Here is a 17,247-nt window from a genome sequence, read left to right as displayed (position 1 = left end):
ATGGTAAGGCGAGGGGCAAGCTTGCGGCGGATGCCTATTCGGCAGCGGCCCGGCGAATGGCCGCCGCCTGCGTGACATAGGCGCGCAGCGCCGCCGGCTTCACCGGTTTGTGCTGCAGGCTGAGCCCGTATTTTTCCGCCTCCGCCCGCACATCCTGGCTGCGGTCGGCAGTCAGCAGCAGGCCGGGCACAGCGCCGCCGATCCGCGTTCTGAGCTTCAGGATCGCCTCGATCCCGGTGCCGTCATCCAGATGATAATCGGCAATCACCACGTCCGGGCTTGCCCCCGGGTTCTCCAGCAGGTGGTCGATGGCATCAAGCGAACCGGCGCTCGTGACTGTGCATCCCCAGCCAGACAGCAGCAGCGCCATACCTTCAAGGATTTTCGGCTCGTTGTCGATGCACAGCACCTTCAGGCCAGAGAGCGGTTGCGGCAGCGGCTGGGCGCCTGCGTTCACGCCAAGGCCTCGCGGGCGTGCAAGATCGCGGGGAACCTTGACCCTAAAAATCGTGCCGCGCCCCGGTGTCGAAGCAAGCTCGACCGGATGGGAGAGCACGCGCGAAATGCGGTCAACAATGGAGAGGCCAAGGCCGAGGCCGGCTGCGGTGCGCGCGCCCTCGTCCAGCCGGGCAAACTCCTTGAACACCGTCTTGAACTTGGAGGAGGGGATGCCGATGCCGGAATCCACCACTTCGATCACCACGTCGCGTCCGCGCCGGCGTGCCCCCACCAGCACCTTGCCGCTGATCGTATATTTGATGGCGTTGGAGACAAGGTTCTGCACCAGCCGGCGCAGCAGGTTGGGGTCTGTGCGCACGTTGAGGGATGTCCGCATGACGCGGAACTTCAGGCGTTTTTCACGGGCAATCGGCGCAAAGTCAGTCTCGATGCGCCGCAGCAGATCATCCAGCGAGACGGAGGTGACGCGCGGTTTCATGGCGCCCGTATCGAGCCTCGAAATATCTAGGACGGCACCGAGAATGCTCTCCACCGATTCCAGCGCCGAATCGATGTTGCGCACCATGGCGCTGTTTTCCGACTGACCAAGCCGCTCGACCAGCGAGGAGGAATAAAGGCGTGCGGCATTCAGCGGCTGCAAAATGTCGTGGCCTGCAGCGGCAAAAAACCGCGTCTTGCCAAGGTTTGCCTCCTCGGCGGATGCACGCGCTTCCGCCAGTTCCCGGTTGACGCGTGTCAGTTCGGCGGTGCGTTCCTCCACCCGCTGTTCCAGCGTTTCGTTGGCCTGCCGCAATGCTTGTGCTGCCGCCACGCGGTCGGTCATGTCGGTGAAGGTGGCGACGATACCATCATCCGGCATGGCGTTGGAGCGCACTTCGATAATGCGTTCGCCGCCACGCAGCACCAGCGAGAACGGCGTATCCAGCGCCTTGATGCGCCCCATCACCGTTGCCCCGTGCTCGGCCGAGATATCGGCGCGGTCGGTGAGGATGCCGACGATGTCGCTCAGCGGATAACCGACCTGTCCCACCTGTTCGGGAAGATCGAGCAGCGTGCGGAAGCGGCGGTTCCAGATCGCCAGCCGGTCGGAACTGTCGAACACCGCCACGCCCTGGTCCATCTGGGAGAGCGCCGTCTGCAGCATGTCCTGATTGTATTGCAGCGCCTCGCTGGCCTGATCGAGCAGCCAGGCGGTATCGGAGCTTGTATCCTCCGCCTTCTGCAGGATCAGCGACAGCACGAGGCGGGCCGAGGAGGAGCCGATGGCGCTGCCGAGCAACTGTTCGGAAAAATGGATGAAGGCCATGTCTGCGGCCTCCTTGTCGGCAATGCGACGGCCGGCGGTGCGCTCATAATGGGCAAAGGAGCGCAGCATGCGTTCCTCGCCGAGATACCGCGCGATGGCGGCCTTCAGATCGCCGACGCTGACGCGGGTTTTCCAGCCGCGCGTGGCAAATTGCGAGCGCAGGTGGCGCTTCACGAAAATGCCGGCCTGGATGCGCTCCATCGGGCGCGGATTGCGTGACAGCGAGCCGATGACAAAAGCGACGCTGTTGAGGATGAGGCTGAGCAGGACGGCGTTGACCAGCGGATCGGCATCCGGCCCGGAAAACAGCGTCGTGCCGGGTACGATAAAATCCAGCACGGTTGCCGCCAGCGCCGAATTGTCCGGCCCGCCAAGGCTTGGCACGAACAGAAGATAGGCCCAGGCGAGGAAGCCAAGGCACATGCCGACGATGGCGCCGCGCGCATTGGCCCGCCGCCAGAAGAGACCTCCAAACAGCGCCGGCGCCATCTGCGCGATGGCGGCAAAGGCCAGAAGGCCGATCGAGGCGAGACCGGTACCGGAATCGGCGGTCCGGTAATAACCGTAACCCAGCATGAGCACCCCGAAAATGGCGGTGCGGCGAATGCGCAGCAGGTGTTTTGCAAAATCCGCCCGGTGGCCGCCCGAGGTCATCAGCTTGCGGCGCAGGAAGATCGGCATGACGATGTCGTTCGAGATCATGATCGACAGCGCCACCGAGGCGACGATGACCATGGCGGTGGCTGCCGAAAAACCGCCGATGAATGTGATCAGCGTGACAAACGCCATTTCCTTGGAAAGTGGCAGTTGCAGCACGTACAGATCGGCATTGCCAGCGCCGCCGAACTCGATGAGCCCGCCGACGGCGACCGGCAGCACGAAGATATTGATGGCGATGAGATAAAGCGGTAGCAGCCAGCCGGCCATTTTCAGCTCGGCAGCCGTGCGGTTTTCCACCACCGTCACATGAAACTGGCGCGGCAGCATCAGGATGGCGAAGCCGGAAAGGCCGATCAGCATCAGCCAGCGCGGCAGCGGCGTCTGGTAGGTCAGCGCCGCATTGACCAGCGCGTTGTCTGCCGCCTTCGCCCAGAGATCGGCCGGGCCGTCGAAAATCAGGAAGATCACCGAAAGCCCGATGGTGCAGAAGGCAACCAGCTTCACCACCGATTCCATGGCGACCGCCAAGATCAATCCATCCTGATGTTCTGTCGCATCGGTGTGGCGCGTGCCGAACATCACGGCAAAACATGCCATCAGCAGGGTGACGATCAGCGCCAGATCGAGGAAATAGAGATTTCCGCTGCCGATGCCGTACTGGCCGGGATCAACGATGGTGGCGACAGAGTCCGACACCGCCTTCAGTTGCAGCGCGATATAGGGAATGGCCCCGACCAGCGAGATGATCGCGACGATGAGGGCAACGGTGGAATTCTTGCCGTAGCGGGCGGCGATAAAATCAGCAACCGAGGTTAGTTTTTCGGCTTTCGCCAGTTCCACGATGCGCCGGATGAGCGGCATGCCGAGCGTGAAGGCGAGGATGGGGCCGATATAGATGCCGGTGAATTCCAGCCCGCGCTCCGAGGCAAGGCCGACGCCGCCGAAATAGGTCCAGGAGGTGCAATAGACGGCAAGGCTGAGGGCATAAACGACAGGGCGGCCGCGTTTGGGCACGCCAAGCCGCCGGCTCCTGCGGTCTCCGTAACTTGCCACGGCAAACAGCAGCAGAATGTAGGCGCAGGCCGACAGCAATATCACCCAGCCAGGCAGCATGAACCCTCCGCACCCCTCCACGCGTGCCGGCAGGTTTTACCGGCGCCTGCAATCTACGCCAAAGCATGCGGCTTGGAAATGAAGCTGGCTGTTGGCAAAAAGTACAATAAGGGCCAGAGACGGGATATCGCGATGGCAGGCGCACCTTTGCATCTTTCCAGCCGGCGGATGCGCGATATATTGCCTTAATCTTTGCAAGCATCACCGAGAGGACAGCCATGTCGATGATTTCCGAATTCCGTTCCTTCATAGCCAAGGGCAATGTCATCGATCTTGCGGTCGGCATCATTATCGGCGGCGCCTTTACCGGCATCGTCACATCGCTGGTGAACGACGTGGTGATGCCCATTGTCAGCGTCGTCGTCGGCGGCATCGATTTTTCCAACTATTTCATTCCGCTCAATTCGGCGATCACCGCCGATACGCTGGCTGCGGCAAAGCAGCAGGGCGCCGTCTTTGCCTATGGCAACTTCCTCACCGTGCTGCTCAATTTCCTCATCCTCGCCTGGATCATCTTCATGATGGTGAAGGCGGTGAACCGCATCCGCATCCATGACGAGAAAAAGCCGCCGGAAGCAGCGCCTGCACCGCCGCCGGCAGATGTGCAGCTGCTGACGGAAATCCGCGATCTCCTGAAGGCGCCGCGGTAAGCACGCGTCATCCATCACCAAATTCGATCAGGCTCTCACCGAAACTCATGGGATTTCGGTAAGAGCCTGCGCTATGACGTTTTGAAAGATGGAGACGTTGTGCATGACAGCTATGGAAACCTTGAGCGCCCGTGCGCTTGCTGCCCCCCAGAGCGGCATTGTCGAACTGGTTAACTATGCCCGTGGTCGCAAGGGCCTCATTCCGCTTTGGGCCGGCGAGGGAGATCTTCCGAGCCCGGATTTCATCAATCAGGCGACGAAAGACGCGCTGGATGCCGGCGAAACCTTCTACACCTGGCAGCGCGGCCTTCCGGAATTGCGCCAAGCGCTATCGCGCTATTATGAGCGGCATTTCTCCATCTCGCTGCCGATGGAGCATTTTTTTGCCACAAGCTCCGGCATGCATGCGATCAACCTCTGTGTGCAGGCGCTGACGGCGCCGGGCGATGAAATCATCTACCTCACCCCCAGCTGGCCCAATATCGTGGCAGCCGTTGGCATTGCCGGCGCAAAGCCGGTCAGCGTGCCCGTGGATTTCGTCGGTGGCGGCTGGTCGCTGGATATCGCAAAGCTTGAGGCGGCGATTACCCCGCGCACACGCGCGCTGTTCATCAACACGCCGTCGAACCCCACCGGCTGGACCGCGACCGAAGAAGATCTTAAGGCTGTCCTTACGCTGGCGCGCCGCCATGGCCTGTGGATCATCGCCGACGAGATCTACGCGCTCTATTATTATAATGGTGCGCGTGCGCCTTCCTTCATGGACGTGCAGACGCCTGACGACCTCATCATCTACGCCAATTCCTTCTCCAAGAACTGGTCGATGACCGGCTGGCGCGTCGGCTGGATCGTCGCACCGCCGGCGATTGGCCAGGTGCTGGAAAACCTCATCCAGTATTCCAGCTCGGGGCTTACCCCCTTCATGCAGCGCGGCGCGATTGCAGCGCTCGATCAGGGCGACGATTTCCTGCGCTCCAATATCGAGCGGGCGCGCACCTCACGCGATATCCTTTGCGATACGCTGATTGCCACCAACCGCGTGCAGACGCTGAAGCCGGATGGCGCGCTCTATGCGTTCCTGAAGGTGGATGGCATCGAGGATCCGCGTGCTGCCGCCTTCGATATCGTCGACAAGACGCTGGTGGGGCTGGCACCGGGAACAGCATTCGGTCCGGGTGGCGGCGCCTTTCTGCGCGCCTGTTTCCTGCGGGATCCGAAACAGGTCGAAGAGGCCGCCGGCCGACTGGCGGATTACATCCTGAAGCTTTGAGGTGACGGCTCTCCGCCGATTGCTAAAACTTTAGAGGTTTCGAAAACACGCTGTTTTCCCTATTGAAAACAATGATTTCCTGGGCGTATGTTCGGTAAGTTTTGCTGAACCCAGTCATGGTTCGATGCGCGCTGTTGTGTAAGCAGGAGCATCGAACCATGACAGTTCTCGTGACAGGCGGCGCGGGTTATATCGGCAGCCATATGGTGCTGGCCCTTCTGGATGCCGGGGAGGAAGTGGTCGTTCTCGACCGTCTCTCCACCGGTTTTCGCTGGGCGGTGCCGGATAAAGCGCGGTTTTATCTCGGCGATGTCGGTGATCGTGGCATGCTGGAGCGGATCTTTTCTGAAAACCGCATCGATGCGATCCTGCATTTTGCCGGCTCCATCGTCGTGCCGCAATCGGTCAAGCATCCGCTGGAATATTATGACAACAACACGTCAAAGACCGGCCAGCTTGCCGCTGCCGCCATTGCCGCCGGCATCGAGCATTTTGTGTTCTCCTCGACGGCAGCCGTTTACGGCGACCAGCCGGATGATGCGCCGGTGAAGGAAAGTGCCCCGACGCAGCCGAAAAATCCCTATGGGCAGTCGAAGCTGATGGCGGAGATGATGCTGCGCGATGCCGCCGCCGCCCACCCGTTCCGCTACGTGGCGCTGCGCTACTTCAACGTCGCAGGTGCCGATCCGCTGGGGCGTACCGGCCTTTCCACCGAGGGCGCGACGCACCTGATCAAGATCGCCTGCGAGGCAGCGCTTGGCCGGCGTGCCTCCGTCGATGTCTACGGTACGGATTACCCGACGCCGGATGGAACCGGTATCCGAGACTATATTCATGTGAGCGACCTCGTGGCCGCGCACCTGAAGGCGCTTGCCTATCTGCGCACCGGCGGCACGTCGCTGACGGCCAATTGCGGTTATGGCCGGGGTTATTCTGTGCTGGAGGTGCTGTCTGCGGTGAAGCGGGCGGAGGATTGCGATTTTGCGGTCAACTGCGGCCCGCGGCGTCCCGGCGATGCGGGCGCTGTTATTGCCGATTCCACGCTTGCCCGTGAAATCCTTGGCTGGACACCCGTCCATGATGATCTCGACCACATCATTGCCACAGCAATAGCCTGGGAACGCGGGCTCGACGCGCCCGGAAAAGCTGGCGTGCAGGTTATCCGGCGGCGTCTTGCGGCAAGTTTCTGAGGCAGGCTTTCACCAAACGACAAAGGCGCCGGAGAAATCCGGCGCCTTTGGTATGATCGACGGTGAGGAGGATCGGGGGGAGTGCCAGCCTGAAAGGCCTTACGCCACCATGCCCCAGTCTTCAGCGTCATCAGTGGCAAACATGCGTTCCAGGTTGAGGAAGCAGATCATGCCGCTGTCATGAGCGATGATGCCATCGGAAAAAGCGGCGCTGGAACCGGCGGCCATCGGCACCGGCTGCAGGCGGCTTGCCGGCACGGTCATGATGTCGGACACGCGATCGACCAGCATGCCGACGGTCATGCCCTTGATGTCGGTGACAACAATGGCGCTGCGCTCGTTGACTTCGGTGTTCTGCATGCCGAGCTTGACGGCGAGATCGACGATCGGGATCACGGTGCCGCGCAGGTTCATCACGCCGATGACTTCGTAAGGTGCGTGCGGCAGCGGCGTGACCGGAGCCCAGCCACGGATTTCCCGGATCGAGGTCGTGCGCACGCAAAATTCCTGCGCATGCAACCGGAAGGCAATGATCTCGAGAAGTTCGTCACTGGTCGTCTGTTGCACGTTCATTGAGATAGGTCTCCCAGCTGTGGTTGCGGAGCGTCGATCGATTGCCTGACAGAATAAGGGCTAGACCATGCGCCGAACTGGAGATGTGCGAACATATGCCGCGTGTCTCGTTCCAGGCTCTTCGGGATCAAATCTCTAAAGGCCGCGCTATCATGTCGCCGCCATTCTGATGCCATGCCATCGATGCCACTCGATTCCTTGAGGATAATTCTTGTTTACTAATTAAATCTTAGGACCGCAGACAATTTCTGCGCACACGCCGAGGTGGCGTTACGCCGTCCCCGGTCGAAAAAAGCTCGCACAGCTGTGCAATGACAACGAACTGTCATGGAACGATCATCCAGCTGTCATCTGCAATTCTTAGTGTCGCCCGTGACTTTGACGCCGGCCCAGCGGGGGCCGTGCCGCCCATTTCGGAGACAGACCCATGAAAAGACGCGATTTCCTGGCGGCCGGCTCGGCCGTTGCCGCTCTGCCTGCGCTCAATTCCATTGCTTTTGCCGCAGACACGACGATCAATGTGTTCAGCGGTTCCGACAACAATATCATCGATTTCTGGAACAACACCGTGCGTCCGGCCTTCGAGAAGGCCAATCCGGGCCTCAAGCTGAAGGTGATCGATGCCGGCGACGACAATGGCCTTCGCGCCATCGCTGACCGCGCGCTGGCCGCCCTGAAGTCGAAGTCGGACCCGCAGGCGGATGTGTTTGAAAGCTTTGACGCACGTCTGCCCGTCGGCGGCATCGATGCCGGTCTCTGGGTGACCTTCTCGGCGGAAAACGTGCCGAATTTCGGTAAGATCAATCCGCGCGCCCTGGATATCCCGCAGCGTCTGCCCTATCGCGGCTCTCAGGTTCTTCTCGCCTACGACAAGACCAAGCTCGACCCGAAGGATGCGCCGAAAACCTTCGAACAGCTGGTTGCCTGGATCAAGAAGAACCCCGGCCAGTTCATCTACAACCGTCCCGACAAGGGTGGTTCCGGCGGCAATTTCGTGCGCCGTGCCATTCATGAAGTGAACGGCCGCGATCCGTCGAAATTCACCCTTGCCAATTTTTCCGCCGATTATGCCGAAAAATCGCTGACGCCGGCCTGGGCGCTGCTCAAGGATCTGGCGCCGTCGCTCTACGAAAAGGGCGCCTATACCTCTGGCAACACGCAGTCCATCCAGCTTCTGTCGCAGGGTGTCGTCACGCTGGTTCCAGTCTGGTCCGACCAGGTTCTGCAGGCGATTTCGCAGGGCGTGCTGCCGGAAACCACCGGTCTCGTGCAGCTGACGGATCTGGCGCTCTGCGGCGACTTTTCGCGCATGACCATCTTTTCCAACGGCGCCAACAAGGATGCCGGCCTGAAGCTTGCAAACTTCCTGCTGTCTGGCGAAATGCAGTCGGCGGTCATCACCGAAATCGGCGGCTTCCCGGGCGTAACTTGGGACAATATCTCCGCCGACCTTCGCGAAAAATACAAGGACGTCGTGCCCAATTCCATCCCGACCTTCCCGGGCGGCGACTGGAACACGGCGGTCAATGACGGCTGGTACCGCAATGTCGCAACGGGCCTCGTCCGCGGCTGATCATGGCGGATACGGCACAGATCTCCGCCCATGGCGGAACGCAGCCGGCACGGGGGAGGGGGCTTTTCGGCCTTCTCCTCGTTGCCATTCCTGTCCTGCTCGTCGGTTGGCTGATCATCTACCCGATCCTTGCCGCCATCGTCTCGACATTGCTTGTCGAAACACCCGAGGGGGCAACATTCAGTACCGCGTCCTACCGGTTCTTCTTTTCCGATGGCTACAGCCTTGCCAATCTTTCGCTGACGCTCTGGACCACGGCCGTCTGCGCCGTGCTGCTTCTGGTATGCGGCCTGCCGGTAGCACTCTACCTGCGCTTTTCCACCAGCCGTTTTGCAGCCTATGTGCAGGGGCTCGCGATCTTTCCGATGTTCGTGCCCTCGATCATCCTTTCTTATGCGCTGATCCGCACCATCGGGCCGAACGGAACGGTCGACCTTCTGCTGAACGCCGCCGGCCTGCCAAAACTGCCGAGCCCCTACCTCACGCCCTGGGGACCGGTGATCGGGCTTGTGTGGGATAATCTTCCGCTGACCGTGCTGATGTTGACGGCTGGTCTCGGCGCTATCTCGACCAGCGCCGTGGAGGCCGCCCGCGATGTCGGGGCCGGGCCGATCCGCGTTTTTGTCCATATCATCCTGCCGCGCATGGGCAATTCCATGCTGGTCACCATCTCGTTTACCGTGCTCGGCATCTTTTCCTCGTTCACGCTGCCTTATGTGCTCGGCCCCGCGTCGCCGGAAATGATGGGTCCGTTCATGATGCGCACCTTCAACGATCTCGCCGACCCGCTGAACGCCAAGACGCAAGCCGTCGTCTCCTTCGGCATCTGCCTGTTCTTCGGCCTCTTTTATGTCTGGTCGATCGCCCGTAACCAGGGGAGCCGCAGCCGATGACCAGCCGTTCCGCTGCCTTTGCCATCCGGTCCAGCCGTTTTGACTGGACCGGGCTGTTTTTTGCCATTGTCCTCACCATCGTCATTGCGGTGCCGCTTCTGGTCGTTGTCACCTGGGCCTTTACCGAGGTCTGGCGTTATCCTTCGGTCATTCCCCAGCAGTTCGGCCTGCGCTACTGGCAGCAGACCCTGGTGCGCGCCGATGTCTGGGATGCGCTTTGGATCAGCATCCGGCTGTCGGCGACGGTCACGCTGCTCTCGGCGATCATCTGCCTGCCGGCGGCCTATGCCTTTGCGCGGATGAAATTTCCGGGCCGCGACATCTTTTTCCTGTCGTTTCTGGCCTCGCATGCCTTTCCGAAATTCGGCCTTCTGGTGGCGATTGCCGCGATCTTCCTGAAGCTCGATCTCATCGCTACCTTCTGGGGTGTGGTGCTGATCCAGCTTGTCAGCACGCTGATGCTGATGATCTGGATCCCGGTCGCGGCGTTCCAGGCGGTGGACCGGCGCATGGAAGAGGCCGCACGCGATGTGGGGGCAAGTCCGCTTCGCGTGTTCTGGTCGATCACCCTGCCGCAGGCGGGGCCCACCATCTTTGCCGCCGTGCTTTTGACCTTCGTCGCCACGTTTTACGAAACCGAGGGCGCCTGGCTGATCGGCGCGCCGCAGATCCGCACCATGCCGGTGCTGATGATCAGCTACATCAACAACCAGATCGTCGTGCAGTATGGCGCGGTGTTGTCGGTCATCCTCTGGGTGCCCTCCTTCATCGCCCTGATGTTTGCCCGCCGGGTGGTCAGCAATGGCGGTTTCGCCAAGGGTTTTGGCGCCTGAGCGCGCCTTCGAGACGGAAAGTGAAACGACAATGGCCAAACTGACCATCGAACACCTGCGCAAGAGCTTTGGCATGACCGCCGCCGTCGATGATTTTTCGCTGGATGTAGAAGACGGCGAACTCGTCTGCCTGCTCGGGCCGTCGGGGTCTGGGAAATCCACCATCCTGCGCATGATCGGCGGCTTCGAACAGCCGACCTCAGGCACACTTCGCATCGACGGACAGGACGTGACACGGCTGCCGCCAGAGCGGCGCCCGACCGGCATGATGTTCCAGAGCCATGCGCTGTGGAGCCACATGAATGTTTTCAACAACATCGCTTTCGGGCTCAAGCTACGCCGCCTGCCGCGGGCTGAAATCCGCCGCAAGGTGGAGGAGGCGCTGGAACTGGTCGGTCTTGCCGGTTATGGCAACCGCCAGACCTTTCAACTCTCCGGCGGCCAGCAGCAGCGTGTGGCGCTTGCCCGTTCGCTGGTGCTGGAGCCAAAGATCCTGCTGCTCGACGAGCCCTTTGCAAGCCTTGACCAGCACCTGCGCGAACGCTTGCGCGAAGAGGTGCGCGAGATCCAGCAACGGCTTGGCATCACAACGCTGTTCGTCACCCACGGGCAGGACGAGGCGCTGGCCATGGCAGACCGTATCGTGGTGCTGCGCAACGGCCAGTGCGAGCAGGTGGATGCGCCTGATGTCGTCTACCGCCAGCCGCAGACGGAATTCGTGGCAGGCTTCATCGGCTCCATGAACTTTTTGCGCGCCAACGTGGAAGGCGGCCGGTTCCGACACGGCGATCTCTCCATCGCGCTCGATGTCGCCGATGGCCCGGCGGTGCTTGCCATCCGCCCGGAAGATCTGGGCCTCGCGCAGGCAGAGGGCGAGGCGGGCGCGACCGTTCTGCGCTCCACCGATTTCGGCAGCCACATCATGGTGGACCTGGAAAGCGAAGGTGGCGTGCGCGTGAAGGCAATGACCAGCCCGGCGTCGCGCTTCGAGAAGGGCTCGCGCGCACGGCTTGCCCCGACCCTTTATGGCGTCTACCGCGACAATCGCCTGATCGCGTCTGGCCGCTTGACCGCCTCGCCGGTTGCATGCCGAGCGGACCGTGCGGTGGAAACGGTCTGATCGTATCGCGACGGGAGCGGCCGGCCGCTTCCCGCTTTCTCGTCAGTCATGACCTTTGAGATATGACAGCGCCCGCGCATCGTTTTCCAGAGGTGCGCGGGCGCTGAACGTTTTGCAGGATCGCCGCAATTTACCCGGCAAAGCCTTCCATCAGCCACGCATGCAGCGCGCCGTTGGAGGCCAGGATATCGCCATGGGGGCCGATGGGAGCACCGGTAAAACCTGTCACACGCCCGCCGGCCTCCTCGATCAGAAGCTTGGAGGCGCCGTAATCGTGCAGCGAGAGGCCGTCCTCGAAAAAGCCGTCCAGCCGGCCGCAGGCGACATAGGCCAGCGACAGCGAGGCAGAGCCCAGACGGCGCACGCCCGAAGTCTCTGCCATCAGGCGCCTCAGCGCCGCGTGATAGGTTTCTTCATCCGTGCTCTTCACCTGGCCGGGGATCGGCAGGCCGGCGCCAATCAGCGCATCCTCGGGCACGGCCACAGGACGGCACGACAGCCGTTCGCCGTTGAGATAAGCGCCCATGCCGCGTTCGGCACAGAACAACTCGTTCTGCATCGTGTCCAGCACCACGCCACAGGTGAGGATGCCGTCCTCGACAATGGCAATCGTCATGCCGAAATGCGGAATGCCCCAGGCATAATTGGTGGTGCCATCGATGGGATCGATATAGATGCGCGGAGCGCCTTCGCCGGCCTCATGATTGCCCACCGCCTCTTCGCCGGTAATGGCATGATCAGGAAAGTGTTCACGCATGCGCTTGACGATGAGTTCCTCAACGGCCACATCGATCTCGGTCTGGTAATCGCGCGCAGCTTTCGCCACCATTTCATCGGCATAACGCCGTTTCAGGGAGCGGCGGGCAAGATCACCCGCTTCAAGGGCCGCTTCGGCCAGACGCGTCAGGCGTGCGGAGGCATTGTCGGGAAGGCGAGGGGAAATGTCGGGGGAAAACATGGCATGTCTTTGCATGAGCGAGCGCCGGAACGGCGGCCGGAGGGACTGAGGATAACGCCAGACACTCGCCGATTTGTGCGACAGATGTGTGAACATCGTGCCTGCGGCTTCCGCAAAATCGTTTAAAACGAAACACTTAGGGTGTGAAGAAGAAGTGGTGCCCGGAGGCGGATTTGAACCACCGACACGCGGATTTTCAATCCGCTGCTCTACCAACTGAGCTATCCGGGCATCTCGGCTTTTTGTGAAAGCCTGCCGGTTTCTCTCGAAACCGCCGGGGCATTTCCCCGGGAGCGAGCGGGGTTATAACATCTTGTTCGGGCATGGCAAGCGCGGTTTCGAACTTTTTTGACGGCTGTGTGAAAAACTTTGCGAAGTGTCTGTAAAGGTTCGCAAAAAGCCGGCGGCCAAGGGGCGGCCCAGGGGCTGAAAAGAGGCTGGCCAGCGGTTTTTCGGTCAGTCGTCGAAAGGCTCGGCCTTGGTTTCGTCCTCGCTGACAGGGATGGCGTAAGAGCCGTTCAGCCAGCGCGAAAGGTCAAGTGTGCGGCAGCGATCCGAGCAGAACGGGTAGTGCTCGCGGTGGCTTTGTTTGCCGCATTCCGGGCACGGCCGTGCCTTGCGCAAGGGCGCAACCTTGGCGCCCGGGGGGATAGGTTCGGATGTCATGTCTGTTTTCTAGCCTTCTGCCCAATGCGTTGCGACGTCGAAACCTTCGCCGTTCAGCAGCAGGGTCGTCTCGTAGAGCGGTAGCCCGACGACATTGGTGTAGGAACCGACAAGCTTTTGCACAAAACTTGCCGCAATGCCCTGGATGGCGTAGGCGCCAGCCTTGCCACGCCACTGGTCCGAGGCGAGATAGGCCTCGATCTCGCGCATTGAAAGCCGCTTGAAGCGCACTTTCGTTTCCACCACCTTCTGGCGGAACTGGCCGCCGGGGGTGACGAGGCAAATGCCCGTATAGACATGGTGCCCCCGGCCCGAGAGCAGGTTGAGCGCAGACGATGCCTCGTCCATATATTCGGTCTTCGGCAGGATGCGCCGCCCGACGGCAACAACCGTATCGGCAGAGAGAATATAGCTGTGGTTCCAGGCCACGTCGCCGCGGATCGCCGAAAGCGAGGCCTCCGCCTTTTCCGTGGACAGGCGGCGGGCCAGCGACCGGGGATGTTCGGATTTCTTCGGCGTCTCGTCGATATCCATCGGCATCAGGCGCGCCGGCTTGATCCCCACCTGGTTGAGAAGATCAAGGCGTCGCGGCGAGCCGGAGGCCAGGATGAGCTTTTGGTCCAGAACCATGGGGTTTCCTGCGAAGGCGCGCCGTGCGGGCGAAACGCTTATTTGAAGCGGTAGGTGATACGGCCCTTGGTCAGGTCGTAAGGGGTCATTTCCACAAGCACCTTGTCGCCGGCGAGAACGCGGATACGGTTCTTGCGCATGCGGCCTGCGGTGTGGGCGATGATTTCGTGTTCGTTTTCGAGCTTCACGCGGAATGTTGCATTGGGCAGCAGTTCCGTTACGATGCCCGGGAATTCGAGGACTTCTTCTTTAGCCATCTAGAGCTTGTCTTCCTGTTTTTGGGATGCATGTGGCCGGAAAATGGCCGCAGCTTGAAAATTGCGCGGAAACTACACGTTCCCCGCCCGTTTGTGAACCTAGCATCTGCGCTTATCTCCGGCGCGGTGTCGTGAGCCGTCGTTGCGCGCCCGCGTGAGGTTTCGCCATTGCTTGGGCGCCGCTTTAGCACTTCGGCTGCGGGATGGAAACAGCAGGCCTTCTGGCTGTCCGGACGTGTCAGGCCGCCGGTTTTACACCACCCGCTTTACAAGGTTTGCAGCCCTTGCACGTTGGGACGCACGAAGCGCTCCTCGATGCGGCGCCACAGGCCGTCGCGCACATCGCGATAGGCATCCAGCACCTGGTCGCGCGTTCCGGTTTCCACAGTCGGGTCGAATGTCGGCCAGTAGACCACTTCCACCGATTGCGCGCGTGTCTGTTCCAGCGCCCGGTGATGGGCTTCGGGAGAGAGCGTCACGATCACATCGAAAAAATCGTCTTCCAGTTCCTCCAGCCGGCGTGGCTGGTGGCGCGGCAGAGAAAGGCCCACTTCGCGCAGGACCACATCAACGAAAGGATCCGGCTCGCCGGCCCTGACACCTGCCGATTGCACATAGATATCGGGTGGCAGCAGCCGTTTTGCAATCACCTCGGCCATCGGCGAGCGGATAGCGTTCATGCCGCACATGAAGAGGACGGCGCCCGGCTTTGCAATCCGCGTGTCAAAGACCGGGGGCTCAGCCATGTCATCCCCGCCAGTAGAGCACGCAGACAAGGGTGAACAGCCGGCGGGCGGTATCGAAATCGAGGTCAATCTTGCCCTTCAGGCGGTCCCGCAGCGTATCGGAACCATCATTGTGCAGGCCGCGCCGGCCCATGTCGATGGCTTCGATCTGCGAGGGTGTGGAGGTGCGGATCGCCTCGTAATAGCTTTCGCAGATCATGAAGTAATCCTTGATGATCCGACGAAAGGGCGTGAGCGAGAGGATGTGGGTCGCCACCGCCTCATCGCTTTTCGTGGTGATGGTGAAGACGAGCTTCTGTTCCACCAGCGAAATGTTGAGCCGGTAGGGCCCGCCCGCGTGGCCGACCGGCTCAAACCGGTTTTCCTCGATCAGGTCGAAGATCGCAACCGCCCGCTCATGCTCGACATCCGGTGTCGACCGGCCGATGCTGTCGTCCAGCACCACGTCGAACAGCCGGAAATCGGGCTCGGCCATGGCTCATCCCTCTCGATTAAGCCGGATGGCGACCGATCGGGCATGGGCATCGAGCCCTTCGGAATGGGCAAGGGTGATGGCAGCCGGCCCGAGTGCCCGCAACTGATCAGGCCCGAGCCTCAGGATCGAGGTGCGCTTGACAAAATCCAGCACCGAAAGGCCGGAGGAAAAACGGGCAGACCGCGCCGTCGGCAGCACATGGTTGGAGCCGCCGACATAATCGCCGATCACTTCGGGCGTATGGCGGCCGATGAAGATGGCGCCGGCATTGCGGATGCCGGGCAAAAGCGCATCCGGATCGGCCACGGCCAGTTCCAGATGTTCGGCGGCAATGCGGTTGGCCAGCGGCAGCGCGTCGCCCAAGGTCTTGACCATAATGATGGCGCCAAAATCCCGCCAGCTGGCAGCGGCCGTCTCTGCGCGCGACAGGGTTTTCAGCTGGCGCTCGACGGCCATCTCCACGGCCTTGGCCAATGAGGCGTCGGTGGTGATGAGGATGGACTGGGCGCCGGCATCATGTTCGGCCTGCGCCAGAAGGTCGGCGGCCAGCCAATCCGGATCGTTTTCGCCATCGGCAATGACAAGCACTTCGGAAGGCCCGGCAATCATGTCGATGCCGACGGTGCCGAACACATGACGCTTGGCGGCGGCCACATAGGCATTGCCGGGGCCGACGATCTTGTAGACCGGGGCAATGGTCTCGGTTCCACAGGCCAGCGCTGCCACGGCCTGCGCGCCGCCGATGCGGTAGATTTCCGAAACGCCGGCGATTTTTGCGGCCACCAGCACGGCCGGGTTGATCTCGCCGCCGGAGGCCGGGCAGACCATCACCACACGCTCGACGCCGGCGACGCGCGCCGGCACGGCATTCATCAGCACCGAACTTGGATAGCTCGCCGTGCCGCCCGGCACGTAAAGGCCAACCGCCTCAATGGCCGTCCAGCGTGAGCCGAGGCCGACGCCGAGGGCATCCTCGTAGATGTCGTCCTTCGGCATCTGGCGGGCATGGTGGCGTTCGATGCGTTCGGCGGCAAGCTGAAGAGCGGCGATCACATCCGGATCCACCTTGGCATGGGCTGCCTCGATTTCGGCGTCCGTCACCCGCAGGCCAACCTCTGCCAGATCGACCCGGTCAAAACGCTTCGAATAATCGATCAGCGCTGCGTCGCCATGCGCCCGCACATCCTCGATGATTGCACGCACCACGGCATTTACATCTTCCGAGACTTCGCGCTTCGTCGTCAGGAAGGCGGAAAACCGCGCTTCGAAATCGGCAGATGCCTGCTCAAGCCAGATTGCCACGTCCACTTAACCCCTCACACTGCAGACAGGCAGCGGAAAAGCCCGCAGCCCGTCTTCACTATTACCTTGCCGCCCGCGTCTCGTCCCCGCATCCGCTTTGGCATCTGTTCCGAAAGACTGCGTCCGCGTCAATCGTGCTTCGGCAGGTTTTCGGTTCCCCAGGCGCCGCCGGTATCGGCCAGCTGCGCTTCGATGCATTCCACATCAAGGCTGATGGCAGCGCCGCCGGCCAGCGTCAGCTCGATCGTGCCATCCGGCCCGTCGCCCTTCTGGTCGAAACGCAGGGCCAGAAGCGAATAGACCTGATCTTCATGATGCCGGTCAACGCCGAGAGCGCGCACGGCCAAAACCCGCTTGAACGTGACGGCGGCCCGGCGCCGTTCAAAACCTTTTGCGCCGCGGGCGGCCACTTCCCAGACGAACCGGTTCACCACCAGTGAAAAATGTCCGCGCTTCTGGCTCCACTCGATGTCGCTTGCCTTGAAAACGCTGTCCTGCATATGGGCGGACACGATCTTCAGGTCCTCGTCATCCAGCGCCAGCAGCTTCAGCTCTGTCATCTTTGCCATCCCA

The 17,247-nt window shown here is 61.5% G+C and carries 17 protein-coding genes and 1 tRNA gene; 7 read left to right on the top strand and 11 right to left on the bottom strand.

All coding sequences use genetic code 11. The features are described from left to right. Positions 1-34 precede the first annotated feature (34 nt). Positions 35-3,538, bottom strand: coding sequence for a PAS domain-containing hybrid sensor histidine kinase/response regulator (locus AC4CWH_RS13920; protein ID WP_491319189.1), 3,504 nt, complete (start codon positions 3,536-3,538; stop codon positions 35-37). 224 nt (positions 3,539-3,762) lie between these two features. Between AC4CWH_RS13920 and mscL the strand changes: the two genes are divergently transcribed. The 3 genes from mscL (at position 3,763) to galE (ending at position 6,648) form a co-directional block, all read left to right on the top strand. Beyond that, a complete protein-coding gene (gene mscL / locus AC4CWH_RS13915; protein ID WP_491285438.1) occupies positions 3,763-4,188 on the top strand; it encodes a large conductance mechanosensitive channel protein MscL in 426 nt (141 codons plus the stop codon). Between the two features lie 103 nt (positions 4,189-4,291). After that, positions 4,292-5,458: a pyridoxal phosphate-dependent aminotransferase gene (locus tag AC4CWH_RS13910; protein ID WP_491319188.1), complete on the top strand. Its 1,167-nt coding sequence runs from the start codon at positions 4,292-4,294 to the stop codon at positions 5,456-5,458. Positions 5,459-5,616: 158 nt separating this feature from the next. Beyond that, entirely contained in the window at positions 5,617-6,648 is a 1,032-nt protein-coding gene (gene galE / locus AC4CWH_RS13905) for a UDP-glucose 4-epimerase GalE (RefSeq protein WP_491319187.1), read from the top strand. Between the two features lie 99 nt (positions 6,649-6,747). On the opposite strand, the gene AC4CWH_RS13900 is transcribed toward galE, so the two are convergent. Further along, the gene (locus tag AC4CWH_RS13900) at positions 6,748-7,221 is read right to left on the bottom strand and encodes a chemotaxis protein CheW (protein ID WP_491282646.1); all 474 of its coding nucleotides are present in this window, start codon (positions 7,219-7,221) and stop codon (positions 6,748-6,750) included. Between the two features lie 427 nt (positions 7,222-7,648). Here AC4CWH_RS13900 and AC4CWH_RS13895 point away from each other — a divergent pair, with 427 nt between their 5' ends. From AC4CWH_RS13895 to AC4CWH_RS13880, 4 genes are read left to right on the top strand one after another with little or no spacing between them, the layout of a single operon-like run. Then, entirely contained in the window at positions 7,649-8,794 is a 1,146-nt protein-coding gene (locus tag AC4CWH_RS13895) for an extracellular solute-binding protein (protein WP_491319186.1), read from the top strand. Beyond that, positions 8,794-9,687, top strand: a complete 894-nt coding sequence (locus AC4CWH_RS13890) for an ABC transporter permease (protein ID WP_491321437.1) — start codon at positions 8,794-8,796, stop codon at positions 9,685-9,687. The genes AC4CWH_RS13895 and AC4CWH_RS13890 overlap by 1 nt, the downstream gene beginning before the upstream one ends. Further along, the gene (locus AC4CWH_RS13885; RefSeq protein ID WP_491319185.1) at positions 9,684-10,520 is read left to right on the top strand and encodes an ABC transporter permease; all 837 of its coding nucleotides are present in this window, start codon (positions 9,684-9,686) and stop codon (positions 10,518-10,520) included. The genes AC4CWH_RS13890 and AC4CWH_RS13885 overlap by 4 nt, the downstream gene beginning before the upstream one ends. Positions 10,521-10,551: 31 nt before the next feature. After that, positions 10,552-11,640, top strand: a complete 1,089-nt coding sequence (locus tag AC4CWH_RS13880) for an ABC transporter ATP-binding protein (RefSeq protein ID WP_491319184.1) — start codon at positions 10,552-10,554, stop codon at positions 11,638-11,640. 130 nt (positions 11,641-11,770) lie between these two features. Here the strand turns inward: AC4CWH_RS13880 and AC4CWH_RS13875 are convergent, their stop codons facing one another. The 9 genes from AC4CWH_RS13875 to AC4CWH_RS13835 all read right to left on the bottom strand — a co-directional run bounded on the left by AC4CWH_RS13875 (position 11,771) and on the right by AC4CWH_RS13835 (position 17,234). Next, positions 11,771-12,598 carry an inositol monophosphatase family protein gene (locus AC4CWH_RS13875; protein WP_491319183.1) on the bottom strand — a complete coding sequence of 276 codons (828 nt, stop codon included), beginning with the start codon at positions 12,596-12,598 and terminating at the stop codon, positions 11,771-11,773. 155 nt (positions 12,599-12,753) lie between these two features. Beyond that, positions 12,754-12,829: transfer RNA gene (locus AC4CWH_RS13870), tRNA-Phe, on the bottom strand. A gap of 225 nt (positions 12,830-13,054) precedes the next feature. After that, positions 13,055-13,264, bottom strand: coding sequence for a DNA gyrase inhibitor YacG (gene yacG / locus AC4CWH_RS13865; protein ID WP_491319182.1), 210 nt, complete (start codon positions 13,262-13,264; stop codon positions 13,055-13,057). 9 nt (positions 13,265-13,273) lie between these two features. Continuing rightward, on the bottom strand, positions 13,274-13,894 hold the full coding sequence (locus AC4CWH_RS13860) for a Maf-like protein (RefSeq protein ID WP_491319181.1): 621 nt from the start codon (positions 13,892-13,894) through the stop codon (positions 13,274-13,276). Positions 13,895-13,932: 38 nt separating this feature from the next. Further along, a complete protein-coding gene (gene infA / locus AC4CWH_RS13855; protein ID WP_007759621.1) occupies positions 13,933-14,151 on the bottom strand; it encodes a translation initiation factor IF-1 in 219 nt (72 codons plus the stop codon). A gap of 266 nt (positions 14,152-14,417) precedes the next feature. Beyond that, the gene (locus AC4CWH_RS13850; protein ID WP_491319180.1) at positions 14,418-14,897 is read right to left on the bottom strand and encodes an arsenate-mycothiol transferase ArsC; all 480 of its coding nucleotides are present in this window, start codon (positions 14,895-14,897) and stop codon (positions 14,418-14,420) included. 1 nt (position 14,898) lies between these two features. Continuing rightward, positions 14,899-15,372 carry a UPF0262 family protein gene (locus tag AC4CWH_RS13845; RefSeq protein ID WP_491319179.1) on the bottom strand — a complete coding sequence of 158 codons (474 nt, stop codon included), beginning with the start codon at positions 15,370-15,372 and terminating at the stop codon, positions 14,899-14,901. A 3-nt stretch (positions 15,373-15,375) separates the two neighbouring features. Then, positions 15,376-16,674, bottom strand: coding sequence for a histidinol dehydrogenase (hisD, locus tag AC4CWH_RS13840; RefSeq protein WP_491319178.1), 1,299 nt, complete (start codon positions 16,672-16,674; stop codon positions 15,376-15,378). A 128-nt stretch (positions 16,675-16,802) separates the two neighbouring features. Continuing rightward, positions 16,803-17,234, bottom strand: a complete 432-nt coding sequence (locus tag AC4CWH_RS13835) for a DUF2948 family protein (RefSeq protein WP_491321436.1) — start codon at positions 17,232-17,234, stop codon at positions 16,803-16,805. Positions 17,235-17,247: the final 13 nt, after the last annotated feature.

The sequence above is a fragment of the Neorhizobium sp. PAMB6716 genome (assembly GCF_058242805.1).
This window is presented reverse-complemented; position numbering and strand designations above follow the sequence as displayed.